Origin of the sequence: Capillibacterium thermochitinicola, from assembly GCF_013664685.1 — a bacterium.
GTDB classification, from domain to species: Bacteria; Bacillota; UBA4882; order UBA10575; family UBA10575; genus Capillibacterium; species Capillibacterium thermochitinicola.
In genome coordinates this window covers 79,157-91,674 of record NZ_JAAKDE010000003.1, presented here as the reverse complement: position 1 = coordinate 91,674, position 12,518 = coordinate 79,157, and the positions used below count along the sequence as shown (strand labels likewise).

Below are 12,518 nucleotides of genomic sequence, written 5' to 3'. Positions count from 1 at the left end.
AAGACCAATGAGTAATAAGGCAGAACCGATGATTAATGCCTTTATCCGTGTGGATTCGTCGGAAGAGATGGGTACCGGGCACCTGATGCGTTCGCTGACCCTCGCCGGGGAACTGCGGCAAAGAGGCGTTCCGGTCCTTTTTATCTGCCGCCGGCTGCCCGGAGCCTTATACGATTACGTTGAGAAAAAGGGGTTTACTGTTCATCTCTTGCCCGCGCCGCTTCTGGGCAAAGAGGGCTATTGGGAGTGGGCCAGGCAGAACTGGCGGCAGGACGCGGAGGAGACCGAAGCGGTCATAAAAAAGCACCGGCTGGCGAGGAAAACCCGCCGGCCACCGCTGCTTTTCCGTGCCGCCCGGCCGCCGGCGCTTTTCGGCTGCGTCCGGCAGGGGCTGACTGAAGACGGCGCCGGGTTCATGGTCGAGACTATTCTGGCCTCCTTTGCGGATTCCCGGGAGCGGCCAGGGATTTTGCTGGTCGTTGACCACTATGCGTTGGATGCTGAGTGGGAGAGGTTTTTACGGCCGTCGGTTGACCGGATCCTGGTCATTGACGACCTGGCGGACCGCCCCCATGATTGCGACTTCCTGCTGGACCAGAACTTCTACCCCGGGATGGAGCGGCGTTATAAAGGATTGGTGCCGCCGGGATGCAAACAATTTTTGGGGCCGGAATTTGCCCTGCTCCGTCCGGAGTTTAAAAAAGCCCGCCGGAAACTGCGGCGGCGAAAAGGAAAGATCCGGCGGCTCCTGGTTTTCTTCGGCGGGACCGATCCCGGGAACGAGACCGCCAAGGTCCTGGCGGCGCTGGCCCTTTTAAACCGCCCGGAACTCAAAGTCGATGTGGTGGTCGGGACGAAGAACCCTCATAAAAAAACCATTGCCGAATCCTGCCGGAACCTGCCGGGCGTACGGCTTCATTGCCAGACGGGGAAGATGGCGGAGCTTATGGCCCGGGCGGATCTGGCCGTGGGAGCGGGCGGAACGGCGACCTGGGAGCGGTTGTACCTGGAACTACCCACTGTCGCGGTGGCGGTCGCCGTCAACCAGGAGGAGACCCTGGCGGCACTGGCGGCAGCAGAGAAACTTTGGTACCTGGGCAGAAGCACGGAGACAACTCCCGCCGTTTATGCGGAGGTTTTAGAGAAGATAATCAGCGCCAGTGAGAAACAGGAATCGCGTTGACGGGTAAAGAAAAGAATTGTTGCACAAAGAGTTGATGAGCAAATAGTTGATATGTATAGAGTTGTGAGTTAATTGGCTAAAGCCGGCAAGCATGGGGGTGGAAAAATGAAGATCCTGGTCACTAGTATCTCCCGGAAGGTCCCGCTCCTTTTGGCGGTGAAAGCGGCCGGCCGGAAACTGGGGGGGGGAAGTGACGGTTACCGGCGCCGACCTTGACCCGGCCTGCCCCGGCCAGTATTTTACGGATTCATTTTGGCTGATGCCCCCCCTTGAGCAACTGACGGTGGAAAAATTCCTTGGCGGCTGCCAAGAACGGGGGATCACCCATGTGATCCCCACCCGGGACGGGGAATTGCTTTATTTTGCCCGGAACCGGCATTACCTTGCCGGCCACGGGATTTGGGTCCTGGTTTCCGCCCCGGAGGCGGTGGAGACCTGCCTGGACAAACTAGAATTTTACCGGCGGCTTTCCCGGGCGGGCTTTCCGGTGATCCCCACTGCAGAACGGATTTCTGAGGTAAACAGCGACCGCCTGGTGGTAAAGGAACGCTATGGGGCAGGGGGTAAACAAATCGGGCTCAACCTGACCTGGGAGGAGGCGGCCAGGCACGCCACCGGCTTGTCGGCTCCGGTTTTTCAACCTTATATTCAGGGAGAGGAGATCAGCGCCGACCTTTACGTGGACCGGCAGGGGCGGACCAAAGGGGTCATCCTGCGCACCCGGGACCTGGTGGTCAACGGTGAGGCGCAGGTCTCCACGACCTTCCGCGATCCGCGCCTGGAGGAACTCTGCGCCGCCCTCGCCGGGGAACTGGGGCTTTACGGCCATGCGGTCTTCCAGTTCTTCCGGGACGAAGAGGGCGCTTACCATCTTATTGAGGCAAACCCCCGGTTCGGCGGGGCGTCAACCCTGAGTATCGCCGCCGGCCTGGAGAGTTTCTACTGGTTCCTGCTGGAGACCATTGGCGGTGATCTCGATGCCCATCTCTTCCAGCGGCGCGGGGAAAAAAGACTGGTCCGTTACCCCGCGGACTTAATTTTTGATTATGAAAGATAAAGATTTCACCCTATGGAGCGCTGGAATGCCTACACCATTTTCACAAGGGGAGTAGCGATGGAGAAGGAACATGTCTATATAGATTACTGGCAGGTCGGAGACAAACAGGTTATAAACTGTCAAACCTGCGGCTTTAATCATATTTATCCATTCCCCGATCGGGAGGAACTGGAAACGTTCTACAGGGAAGAATACCACCAGAAAGTCAAGGCCTTCCCGTATGAGAAAATGACTAGTGAGGCCGTACTAAATAAATTGGCGGAAGTGGGAAAAAACCGGCGGTTTCAGGAGATTTATGAAGATGTTGCCCGCCTCAAGCAAGCAGAAGGCCGGAGGATGCTGGACGTCGGGTGCGGTAACAACCTGCTGGCCAGGTTTTTTCTGGATAGGGGCTGGACAGTGTACGCGCTTGAGCCCAACAGAGCGGCTGCAGAATATCTCCGGAAGTTTAATCTGCAGGTATTTGAAACTTCTGCGGAAAAGATGGAGACCTGCGGCATTAAAGATGTTACTTTTGTTAACATGTCGTTTGTCCTGGAACATATTTATGAACCGTACCGGGTGTTGTCTTCCCTCCATAAAATCATGGCCCCTGGCGGGCTACTCCGTGTTTGCGTGCCCAATGATTTCAGTGAGGGGCAAATGGCCTACGCCGAGTATTACCAGGAAACCTACAGGTGGGTATATCTGCCCGACCATATCAATTATTTCACCTTCGATTCGCTCAGCCGGTTGCTGGCTCGCACGGGATTCCGGGAAGTCTACCGGACCACCAATTTCCCCCTGGAGTTTCTCCTTGCCGCCGGGCTTAATTACTATGCGGACGAAGAGGCCCGGAAAAAGGTCGGCCCTCTGGTGACCGGGTTTGAAAACTCCTTCAAGAAAACCGGCCGGGCTACCCTGTTGAAAAAATACTATGAAACCTTGGCCCGGTTGGGCTTGGGCCGTTCAATATTCATGTATGCTGTAAAAGAATAGCAGGTGGATTTAGATGATGGCAGGCTTGGTGCTGGTTTTTGACCTGGACGATACCCTCTACGAGGAATTGACTTTTGTCAAAAGCGGTTTCCGGGCGGTCGCCGGGTACCTGGGAGAAACCGGCCGGATCCCGGCAGCGGAGGCCCTGGAGTTTATGTTGGAACGGTTAAAACAGGGCAGGGAAGGGGTATTTGACGATCTCTTGCGGGAATACGGGATCTTCAGTAAAAGACTGGTCCGCAAATGCCTCTCGGTTTACCGGGGACACCGGCCGGAGATCACCCTGGCGCCCGATGCCCGGCGGTGCCTGGCGCGTTTCGCCCATTACCCCAAATACATCGTGACCGACGGCAACAAACTGGTACAGGCAAATAAGATCAAGGCCCTGGGGCTGGAGGATAAAGTTGTTTTCGCCTATATCACCCACCGTTACGGCCTTAAACACGCCAAACCGTCGCCCTATTGCTTCCTTAAAATTTGTGAGCGGGAGGGGTCCCCCCTGGAAAAGTCGTGTATTTCGGGGATAATCCCCATAAGGATTTTGTCGGGATTAAACCGCTGGGTTTCAAGACCGTCCGGGTCCTGAAAGGACCCTACCGGGGAGTGGAGAAGGGAGAAGAATACGAGGCCGGGCGGAGGGTGCGCACCCTGGATGAAGTGGATGAAGAGTTTTTACAGAGCTTACTCAGGTGAGACAGGGGACGGTTCCCTGTCTTAGGGTGAGACAGGGAACCGTCCCCTGTCTTAGGAAAGGAGAGAAAAGTGTGGATCCGATAAAGATAAACGGGCATTGCATCGGTAGAGAACACCCGCCTTTTATTATCGCGGAGATGTCGGGAAACCATAACGGCTCCTTGGAAAGGGCCTTGGCCATTGTTGAAGCGGCGGCGGCGGCCGGGGCCCATGCGGTGAAGCTCCAGACCTACACGGCAGATACCATGACTCTTGATCTTGAGGAAGGCGAATTCTTCATCGACGACCCGGAGAACCTCTGGCAAGGGAAGTCCCTCTACCGGCTTTACCAGGAGGCGGCCACCCCCTGGGAATGGCATGAAGCGATCTTCAAGCGTTGCCGTGAGCGGGGGATTATTGGGTTTAGCACTCCTTTTGACCAGTCGGCGGTCGAATTTCTGGAAACCTTGAATGTTCCCTGTTACAAGATTGCTTCCTTCGAGAACATCGATCTGCCATTAATCAAAAAAGTGGCGGCTACCGGCAAGCCTTTGTTTCTTTCGACGGGGATGGCGACTCTCGCCGAGTTGGACGAGGCGGTACGGGCGGCGCGGGAAGCCGGATGCCGGGACCTGATTCTCCTCAAATGTACCAGTACGTACCCGGCCGACCCGAAAAACACTAACCTGCGGACCATCCCCCATATGCGCGACCTTTTCGGTTGCCAGGTCGGGGTCTCCGATCATACTCCGGGTATCGGGGTAGCTACCGCAGCGGTAGCTTTGGGCGCGACGGTGGTCGAAAAGCATTTCACATTGAACCGGGCTGATGGGGGTGTTGATGCCGCTTTTTCTTTGGAACCGGCGGAAATGAGGACCTTAGTGGTGGAGACGGAGCGGGCCTGGCAGGCTTTAGGCCGGATTAGTTATGGCCCGGCAGAGGATGAAAAACCGTCGTTAAAACACCGCCGGTCTTTGTATATTGTCAAAGATCTGAAAGCGGGCGATGTTTTGACTGCGGAGAATCTCCGGGCGATCCGGCCGGGATTAGGTTTACCCCCGAAGTACTTTCCCATTGTGATGGGAAAAAGGGTAAAAAGGGATGTGCCACGTGGGACACCGTTGGCCTGGGAACTGCTCTTATGAAACTGATAAAGCAATCTAGTAATCTGAGTTAAGATATAATTATAGGTGGATTCAATCGGGTTAAAAATTTGATTCCGAAGAAAAAAATCTCAAGTATCCTCTAAAGCTTTTCGCCATCCTTCCGATATAGATAATGAAAGCGGAACACGGAATGTTTCGCGGCTCTTTGAACCTTTGGAGCGGCCGGCCAAAGGGGTAAAGAGAAAAAAATGTCAAGGAGGAATTTTTAATGAGAATTGTCAACAACATCTCTGCGATGAACACCAACCGGGTGCTGAGCGCGACCGACAACGCCATGGGGAAAACCCTGGAGAAACTGTCTTCCGGTTTGCGGATTAACCGGGCGGCGGACGACGCGGCGGGGCTGGCGATCTCCGAGAAGATGAGAGCCCAGATCCGCGGCATGAGACAAGCGATCCGTAACGCTCAGGACGGCATCAGCTTCATTCAGACCGCTGAAGGTGCCCTCAACGAAACCCATGCGATTCTAAACCGGATGCGGGAACTGACGGTGCAAGCGGCGAACGGGATTTATACTGATGAGGATAAGGACAAACTGCAGGAAGAATTTGACCAACTGCGTGCTGAGCTTGACCGGATTGCCGACACCACTGAATTTAATACGCAAAAGTTGTTGAATGGGACCTTTAGTGGAACGTCAATTGCATTCCAGGTTGGTGCTAATGAAGGTCAACGGATTAGTACCGAAATTGGCAGTATGAGAGCGGCAGATTTGGGCATCACTAGTGGTCTTAGTATCGGTGCCGGTACGAAATCTGATGATTTGGATAACGTCCTTGAGAAAATTGACGATGCAATTGACAAGGTCTCCGCCGAACGGTCCAAACTCGGTGCCATCCAGAACCGCTTGGAGCACACCATCGCCAACCTCAGCGTCACCATGGAGAACCTGGCCGCTTCTGAGAGCCGGATCCGCGACGCCGATATGGCGCAGGAGATGACGGAGTTCACCAAGCACCAGATTCTCATCCAATCGGCAACCGCCATGCTTGCCCAGGCCAACATGAAACCGCAGGCTGTGTTGCAACTTCTCGGTTAATTTTTCCAACCTATAGGTTTGGTTTCCGGGCCGGCCGGTTCTCCGGCCGGCTTTTCCATTATTACGTAATTGTCTTGTTGTCTTACGAATGGTCGTGGTTCTTATTCCCAATACTAGCGGGGGTGAAAAAAATGCGGGTCGAACGGATTCAACCCGAAATAAGGCAGGCAGAAGGATCTGTTGTTAAAAATAATATCCAAAATGAACAGGGCAAATTATTGGAACCTTTTTTAACGCCCCTCTCCCGTTTCGTACAACAAACAAAAGAGGAAGAGGAAACTACTTCTTTAGAGCGGCTGGAAGAAAAGGTCAAACAGCTGAATGAAATGGTGGAGATCTTTCATAAGCGGATCCACTTTCAGATACATGAAGAAACGAACCGGATCATGGTTCAGGTGATCGAAAAAGCCACCGACGAGGTGATCTCCGAAATTCCGCCGGAAAAGATCCTGGATCTGGTGGCGCGGATTGAAGAGATGATCGGTTTGATCGTTGACCAAAGGGTATAGGGGGGTAGAAGATGGCTGGGAGTTTGTCAATTACAGGAATTATCTCTGGCTTCGATACCGATGCCATGGTTAAGGCCATTATGAACCAGGAAAGGCTGCCCCTGACTAAACTGGAGTCGCAGAAGAATACGCTTAAGGAGCGTTCCGACGCTTGGCGTGAGTTGAACTCGCGGCTTTACAAGCTGAAGGACGCGGTGTACAACTTACAGTCTTTCATGGCTTTCCGTGCGCAGAAAGTTACTGTTTCCGATGAGAAAAAATTAACGGCAACCGCTACGGCAGAGGCGTTGCTCTCAACGTACCAACTTAACATTAAGAGTTTGGCCAAAGCCCATTCGGTGGCTTCCAACTTGATTGATGAAACAACCACCCTTTCGGGCGGAACGATCCGGATCACGATTAACGGGGAGAGTAAAGAGATTACGATCAATCCGGAGGGTGACACCAACGGGGAACGGCTAAACGCCATTGCCCGCCAGATCAACCAAGCCCAGGCCGGGGTCACGGCTTCCGTTGTTAAACTGGCCGAAGGAGAGTATAAGCTCTATTTGACCAGTAAGGAAACGGGCGTCGCCAACCAAATAAGCCTGGCTGATGTGGGGGCTGACCGTGTCCTCAAAGATTTGGGCGTTTTGACTGAAGGCGGTGACATCGCCCATGAGGCGCAAGCGGCTACTGATGCCATAATTGAAGTCAATGGTGATACGGCCAATCCTGCTGTCCGGTCCGGCAACCAAATTACCGACCTCATTCCCGGAATGACCATTACGTTAAAAGAGGAAGGCACTGTTACCTTGGGCGTCGCGCTGGATCAAGATAAAATCGTCCAAAACGTGAAGGCTTTTGTTGATGCTTATAATGCGGTAATCGATTATATCAACCAGCATAAGACCTTCAGTTATAATGAAACGACCAAGACCGGGAGCAAAGGAGCCCTGTTTGGTGATTCGGCTTTGCTTAGCATTGAAACGCAGCTAAAAGGGTTTCTGTTCCAAACAGTGGAAGGGGTCGACAAAAGCGTTGGTTTATTGAGCCTGATCGGGATTAAAGGCGCTTCCGGCGTTGAGGGGGCAAAATCAGGCCGCCTGGAGTTTGATCAGGAACTGTTCAAAGCAAAACTGGAGTCCAATTTTGACGATATTGCGAGACTCTTCGGGGCGGCTTCCGATGGAACGAAGGGGATTTTTACGCGCATGCACGACGCACTCTTTGACTGGACCGGTACCGGTGGAATTTTGAAGACCAAAACCGACTCACTCCAGAAACAGATGAGTGTTCTTGATGAACAGATGACCGCGATGGAAGACCGGCTGGCAAAGCGGGAAGAGTACTATTACGCCAAATTTACGGCGATGGAAAAAGCCTTGGCGACGGTACAATCGCAAGCGGCATGGTTGAGTGCGCAGCTGACTGCCATTTCATCGAATTGGAAGCGATAGGTGAGAGGCGAGCGGAGAGGAGGATGTTTAATGTTCACCGAAACCAATCCATATATGCGTTACCGACAAACCCAGGTGGAGACCGCCGGGCCGCTTGAGTTAATCATTATGATGTACGACGGGGCGATTCGCTTCTGTAACCAGGCGAAGATGGCGATTGAAGAAAAAAACTATTTTGAAGCCAACCGTCTTTTACAACGGGTCCAGGCGATCGTTGATGAGTTAAATTTCAGTTTGAACATGGATGCCGGAGAGATTGCTGTTAATCTGCGAAGTTTGTATGATTTTATCACGGCCAAACTGGTGGAAGCTAACATTAGGAAAGATATTGCGGAGATTGACCGGGTGGTCAATCTCCTGACCGAATTACGTAGTTCTTGGGCTCAGCTCCAAAGCCCGCAAAAAAAAGTAGTATCGGCAGGCGAGTAAGATGGAATGGGATGGTCTCGAGCTCATGGATGGGCTCCGCTTATTAGAGAACTGTTATGACCGGTTAGCACAGGTCGTCAAGGACGAACAAGCCGACCCCAAAGTAATTACTTCTCTTGTGGACGAGGCAGAACAAATTGTAGTATTACTAAACTCCATTCTGCAGAGAACACCGCTGGAAGGGGAAAAGGAAGAGACACTCAAGACGGTGAAGGAAAAAGCCGATGCCATTGTTCAGCTTCTTCAACAAGAGATGGGGACCATTGCCGAAAAGTATGCCCAGATTAAAACGGGACGGCAAGCAGTAGATGCCTATTATCCGCAGCCGGTCGGTTTGGGTTATTCCGAAGGGAAGTTTGTGGACCGCAAGGAATAAGAAGTGCATCATTTATTATTTTCCCTTTTCTACTTGCATATTTCCTGATTTAAGGTATAATTGTTCATGAAGGTGTCTTGGTTTGGCGTTCACAGGAGGGATACTTTAAGTATCAGAACGGATGGAACCCGGACAAATTTATCCTTAGGAAAGGAAGTAGTTTTTTTAATGGCTTACGAGGACAAGACATTGGTATGCAAAGAGTGCGGTGCGGAGTTTGTCTTTACCGCGGGCGAACAGGAGTTTTATGCGGAAAAAGGGTTCACTAATGAACCAGCACGTTGTCGGGAATGCCGTCAACAAAGAAAGCAAAGAGGCCGGACGATGACCGAGGTCGTATGTGCCAACTGTGGAGTAACAACTCAGGTACCGTTTACGCCCTCCCAGGATCGCCCAGTCTATTGTAAAGAATGCTATGATGCGATAAAAGCTAGCTAAATGCAACTTTAATCCAAGCTGATTAGCGATAATAAGAAGAACCTCCTCTGCCCTCCAGGGGAGGTTCTTTTTTTAGTTCTTTGGACAATTGCTCTTACAAAAGTTGTGGGATAAGCCGATTATTGAAAAAAGAAGATTCTTATGAGGTAGATTTGGTCAATTAGATGAGCAGATTTATAAAGTTACTATCAAAGGGAACCGGCGAGGTAAATTAAACGTTTCTCAATTTAAGGAATTACCATTATTTCCAGAGGAAGCGAAGGATTATTTTTCCCGACCGGGAATATATCTAATATAACCTTTCTACCGCTATAAGGGGGTGGGGAACCAAACCAAATTGGGTATATTATTCATGACGCGGTACCTCTCAAAACGACAAGGGAAGGAGTGGAAAGGATGGACATTAAGGTTTTTGGGAAAAACCTTGAGGTAACTGATGCGCTCCGTGATTATGCGGAAAAGAAGGTGGGGAAAATCGCCAAGTTTTTTGCGCAACCACCGACGGCGCTGGTTACTCTGTCGATCGAACGGGGAGTCCATGTTGTCGACATCACGATCTCCATCAACGGTCTTTTACTGCGCGGGGAAGAAAAAAGTGCCGATATGTACAGTTCCGTTGATGGGGCCGTTGAAAAGATTGAACGCCAGATTCATAAGTACAAAACGAAGATCAACCGGAAGATCCGGGAAGAGTACCGGATCATCTCTCCCACACCAGCTGATACTGTTGAGGTAACCGCTGAACCGAAGATCGTCCGCACCAAGCGGTTTGCGATTAAACCTATGTCGGCCGAAGAAGCCGTCATGCAAATGGAGTTACTGGGCCATGACTTTTTCGTCTTCTTCAATCCGGAGTTGGAAGAGGTCAATGTCGTATATAAACGCAAAGACGGTAATTACGGGTTGATCGAGCCGGAGTTCTAGGGAAGAAGAGAAACATATACAATTAGAAAATTTAGAAGGAAAAGAACCGGTTCTGGCCTTAGGCTGGAACCGGTTTTTTGGTTGCTAGAAATATTCGTTGATAAAATTGCTCGCCGGTGGAAACAGGGCCGTAAGTACTGCTAAGCATTCCGGGTGGTCAAGGGTGAGGTCACCGCGGGCGGCCAGCTCTGCCGGATGGGCGTTTCCCGTAACGAGGCGGGTGAGGGTGGCAACCGGGCAACGAACGGCCGGTTTCTCACCCGCGGTTTTTGTTACCCGCATTTTTCCCCCGGCCACGTTGATCCGGTACTGGCCGTTGTTTTCCGGAAGGAGAGGGTCGGTGACTTCCATTATCCATTCAGCAGTCAGCGGTGGATAGACACAGGCTTCCAGCATTCGCGGCACACTGGTGATCCGTCCGAGGAAGACCGGTTCTGTCCCCGGGGGAATGTACGGGGTTAGTTGTTCCATGCCGTTTGCCGGGACGGGGCAAATTATATTCGCTTGCTTGACACCTGCGTCCGCGCTTGCCGTTTGGGTGGCGGGGATGACAGGTGTGGCAGGGACGGTGTACGCGGCGGGCCAGGAGGCGCCGGTCAGTCCGGTGGCGAGATAATTCAGAAAAGGGGCTTTGAGAGATGGATCAAGGGTGATTAGCTCCCGCAGGATTGGCCGGCCGTTGGTCGGCGGCAGGACCAAAGCGTAACCCTGGGGGGTGCCGGTTCGGTCAGTGGCCAACCATGTTTTGCCTCCGTATAAAGTATGGTCCAAAAGGAGGCATGTCCAGTCCTGGGCCGAACGTCGTAAACCGCCGTCGATGCACGCAAAGGAACGTTCATAGATTTCGGCGAGCAGCTTAAGTTTTTCCTTCGCTTCGACTTGGCGGAACCGCCACGGGGAGTCGCCCATAGGGTTGAGGGATGTTTCAACCGTCCGGTTCGGGGCCGGCGGCAGGTAATAGAGGCGGTGGTCGGCCCATTCTCCCCAGCCGAGCCTGGTGTAAAACTTGGTGTTAAAGGGGAGCAAAAAAGTGAAGTAGATCCCTTTTGCGGCCAGGTGGCGAAGGGCGTACGTCAGTAATGTTTTCGCCAGCCCCTGTTGGCGATAGGGGGGGGGCGGTGGCCAAGGCGATCAAATAAGCCGAAGGGTAGTTCTGCCGGCGAATCTTGATCATGCGGGGGGACAGATGGAGGTCGCAGACCAATTGTCCATCCAGGAAGATCCCCAGCCCGTCGTCGGGTTGAAAACGGGCCTGGAAATACCAGTCTAAAAAGGCTGGGAGGTCCTCAAAACAGACCTCCCAGAGGGTACGGGCCTGGCCCATGTCGTGTGGTTTTAATGGCCTGATCTCCATTATGCGCCCACCTCAACCACGGTGAATTTTTCGACCATACGGAACGGATGGTAACGTTCTTTTGCCTGGCGCAAACCGGGGAGCCCCATATCATCTTCGCGGTTGATATACTTGGTGTCAGCCCATTCGCGCGCGATAAACTGTTGGTTGATGACCGCATAGATCCCGGAAAACTCGGCATTGGCCTTTTCGAAATGGACAATGGCGGTGTCTTTGTTCAGGCGGCTGCCGATGGCAAAAGCTTGGATTTCGCCGTAGACTTCCAAGGCCCCGCCTTTCAGGTTGAGGAGGGAAAAATGTTTAAATGCCTCTTTAAGGGCGAGACGCTCCTCATGCACCTCCGGCTGCCCGGTTTTCTCGGCCGCCCAGTGTTCAAACAGGCGCAGGCAGGCCGGAAAATGTTCCGGGGTCAGGGAGTGGTAAGTGAAGGGATAAAACTGTTGAAAACGGTTGATGTGGTTCCGCTTCTGCTGGTATTTCCGTCCGCGCAGTTCAATCAGGTCTTTTGTCCGGTAGAGGTAATCCCAGTATGTACGGTCGGGGATGATCCGGTACCGGTCGGTGGGAAACAGGGACAGCAACTCCCGGGGGACCGCCCGGAAAACTGCCGCTTGGTTCTGCCGGTGGAAATAGGCGTGGATCCGCTGCAGGATCGGGGCGGGGTCGACGCCGGGTTTAATGAGCGGTGCCAGGCAGTAGGTCGCCTCGTGGTAGGTACAGAGGAGTACGGCGTAGTCCGCAGTTTGGTCGATTTGGACTTGAAAAGAGTCCCGCCAAAGAAACAAAGAGGGTGGGGCCAAATCGGAGACTTCAATGTAAAAATCCTTTATGAAAGCGGAATACTGCTCTATGTCGTCTTCTGTTATCTGATGAAAATTAATGATCAAAACCCCCCCTGCTTGTACTAAAACCCCCATGCGTTTGGGGGTTCAATTTAATTATACCTCTTTCCTT

The 12,518-nt window shown here is 52.6% G+C and carries 15 protein-coding genes; 12 read left to right on the top strand and 3 right to left on the bottom strand.

All coding sequences use genetic code 11. From position 1 onward, the window contains the following. Positions 1-7: 7 nt before the first annotated feature. From pseG to hpf, 12 genes are all read left to right on the top strand, one after another. Positions 8-1,183, top strand: a complete 1,176-nt coding sequence (gene pseG, locus G5B42_RS01890; RefSeq protein WP_181338756.1) for a UDP-2,4-diacetamido-2,4,6-trideoxy-beta-L-altropyranose hydrolase — start codon at positions 8-10, stop codon at positions 1,181-1,183. A 190-nt stretch (positions 1,184-1,373) separates the two neighbouring features. After that, positions 1,374-2,240, top strand: coding sequence for an ATP-grasp domain-containing protein (locus G5B42_RS01885; RefSeq protein WP_331274013.1), 867 nt, complete (start codon positions 1,374-1,376; stop codon positions 2,238-2,240). A 57-nt stretch (positions 2,241-2,297) separates the two neighbouring features. After that, entirely contained in the window at positions 2,298-3,218 is a 921-nt protein-coding gene (locus tag G5B42_RS01880) for a class I SAM-dependent methyltransferase (RefSeq protein ID WP_181338755.1), read from the top strand. 13 nt (positions 3,219-3,231) lie between these two features. Further along, positions 3,232-3,804, top strand: coding sequence for an HAD family hydrolase (locus G5B42_RS01875; protein WP_231133145.1), 573 nt, complete (start codon positions 3,232-3,234; stop codon positions 3,802-3,804). A 178-nt stretch (positions 3,805-3,982) separates the two neighbouring features. Then, a complete protein-coding gene (gene pseI / locus G5B42_RS01870) occupies positions 3,983-5,035 on the top strand; it encodes a pseudaminic acid synthase (protein ID WP_181338754.1) in 1,053 nt (350 codons plus the stop codon). Positions 5,036-5,264: 229 nt separating this feature from the next. Further along, entirely contained in the window at positions 5,265-6,095 is an 831-nt protein-coding gene (locus G5B42_RS01865) for a flagellin N-terminal helical domain-containing protein (protein ID WP_181338753.1), read from the top strand. A gap of 131 nt (positions 6,096-6,226) precedes the next feature. Beyond that, positions 6,227-6,604 carry a flagellar protein FlaG gene (locus G5B42_RS01860; RefSeq protein ID WP_181338752.1) on the top strand — a complete coding sequence of 126 codons (378 nt, stop codon included), beginning with the start codon at positions 6,227-6,229 and terminating at the stop codon, positions 6,602-6,604. An 11-nt stretch (positions 6,605-6,615) separates the two neighbouring features. Continuing rightward, positions 6,616-8,043: a flagellar filament capping protein FliD gene (gene fliD, locus G5B42_RS01855; protein ID WP_181338751.1), complete on the top strand. Its 1,428-nt coding sequence runs from the start codon at positions 6,616-6,618 to the stop codon at positions 8,041-8,043. A gap of 30 nt (positions 8,044-8,073) precedes the next feature. Then, on the top strand, positions 8,074-8,472 hold the full coding sequence (gene fliS, locus G5B42_RS01850; protein ID WP_181338750.1) for a flagellar export chaperone FliS: 399 nt from the start codon (positions 8,074-8,076) through the stop codon (positions 8,470-8,472). 1 nt (position 8,473) lies between these two features. Then, the gene (locus G5B42_RS01845) at positions 8,474-8,848 is read left to right on the top strand and encodes a hypothetical protein (RefSeq protein ID WP_181338749.1); all 375 of its coding nucleotides are present in this window, start codon (positions 8,474-8,476) and stop codon (positions 8,846-8,848) included. Between the two features lie 168 nt (positions 8,849-9,016). Beyond that, entirely contained in the window at positions 9,017-9,286 is a 270-nt protein-coding gene (locus tag G5B42_RS01840) for a zinc-ribbon domain containing protein (RefSeq protein WP_181338748.1), read from the top strand. A gap of 396 nt (positions 9,287-9,682) precedes the next feature. Next, positions 9,683-10,210: a ribosome hibernation-promoting factor, HPF/YfiA family gene (hpf, locus tag G5B42_RS01835; protein WP_181338747.1), complete on the top strand. Its 528-nt coding sequence runs from the start codon at positions 9,683-9,685 to the stop codon at positions 10,208-10,210. Between the two features lie 84 nt (positions 10,211-10,294). On the opposite strand, the gene G5B42_RS01830 is transcribed toward hpf, so the two are convergent. Genes G5B42_RS01830 through G5B42_RS01820 form a run of 3 tightly spaced genes read right to left on the bottom strand, consistent with a single transcriptional unit; the run spans position 10,295 to position 12,481 of the window. Next, entirely contained in the window at positions 10,295-11,266 is a 972-nt protein-coding gene (locus G5B42_RS01830; protein WP_407926895.1) for a GNAT family N-acetyltransferase, read from the bottom strand. Continuing rightward, complete coding sequence (locus G5B42_RS01825) at positions 11,223-11,564, bottom strand: GNAT family N-acetyltransferase (RefSeq protein ID WP_181338745.1); 342 nt, start codon at positions 11,562-11,564, stop codon at positions 11,223-11,225. The genes G5B42_RS01830 and G5B42_RS01825 overlap by 44 nt, the downstream gene beginning before the upstream one ends. Further along, positions 11,564-12,481 (bottom strand): DUF2156 domain-containing protein, encoded by a 918-nt coding sequence (locus tag G5B42_RS01820; protein ID WP_231133144.1) that lies wholly within the window; start codon positions 12,479-12,481, stop codon positions 11,564-11,566. The genes G5B42_RS01825 and G5B42_RS01820 overlap by 1 nt, the downstream gene beginning before the upstream one ends. Between the last annotated feature and the right edge of the window lie 37 nt (positions 12,482-12,518).

Excerpts from the sequence above, each read along its gene's own strand:
- G5B42_RS01845 (WP_181338749.1), top strand. The coding sequence starts at position 8,474 with ATGGAATGGGATGGTCTCGAGCTCATGGATGGGCTCCGCTTATTAGAG.
- G5B42_RS01880 (WP_181338755.1), top strand. The coding sequence starts at position 2,298 with ATGGAGAAGGAACATGTCTATATAGATTACTGGCAGGTCGGAGACAAA.
- fliD (WP_181338751.1), top strand. The coding sequence starts at position 6,616 with ATGGCTGGGAGTTTGTCAATTACAGGAATTATCTCTGGCTTCGATACC.
- hpf (WP_181338747.1), top strand. The coding sequence starts at position 9,683 with ATGGACATTAAGGTTTTTGGGAAAAACCTTGAGGTAACTGATGCGCTC.
- G5B42_RS01865 (WP_181338753.1), top strand. The coding sequence starts at position 5,265 with ATGAGAATTGTCAACAACATCTCTGCGATGAACACCAACCGGGTGCTG.
- G5B42_RS01860 (WP_181338752.1), top strand. The coding sequence starts at position 6,227 with ATGCGGGTCGAACGGATTCAACCCGAAATAAGGCAGGCAGAAGGATCT.
- G5B42_RS01825 (WP_181338745.1), bottom strand. The coding sequence starts at position 11,564 with ATGGAGATCAGGCCATTAAAACCACACGACATGGGCCAGGCCCGTACC.
- G5B42_RS01875 (WP_231133145.1), top strand. The coding sequence starts at position 3,232 with ATGATGGCAGGCTTGGTGCTGGTTTTTGACCTGGACGATACCCTCTAC.
- G5B42_RS01820 (WP_231133144.1), bottom strand. The coding sequence starts at position 12,481 with ATGGGGGTTTTAGTACAAGCAGGGGGGGTTTTGATCATTAATTTTCAT.
- G5B42_RS01840 (WP_181338748.1), top strand. The coding sequence starts at position 9,017 with ATGGCTTACGAGGACAAGACATTGGTATGCAAAGAGTGCGGTGCGGAG.
- fliS (WP_181338750.1), top strand. The coding sequence starts at position 8,074 with ATGTTCACCGAAACCAATCCATATATGCGTTACCGACAAACCCAGGTG.
- pseG (WP_181338756.1), top strand. The coding sequence starts at position 8 with ATGAGTAATAAGGCAGAACCGATGATTAATGCCTTTATCCGTGTGGAT.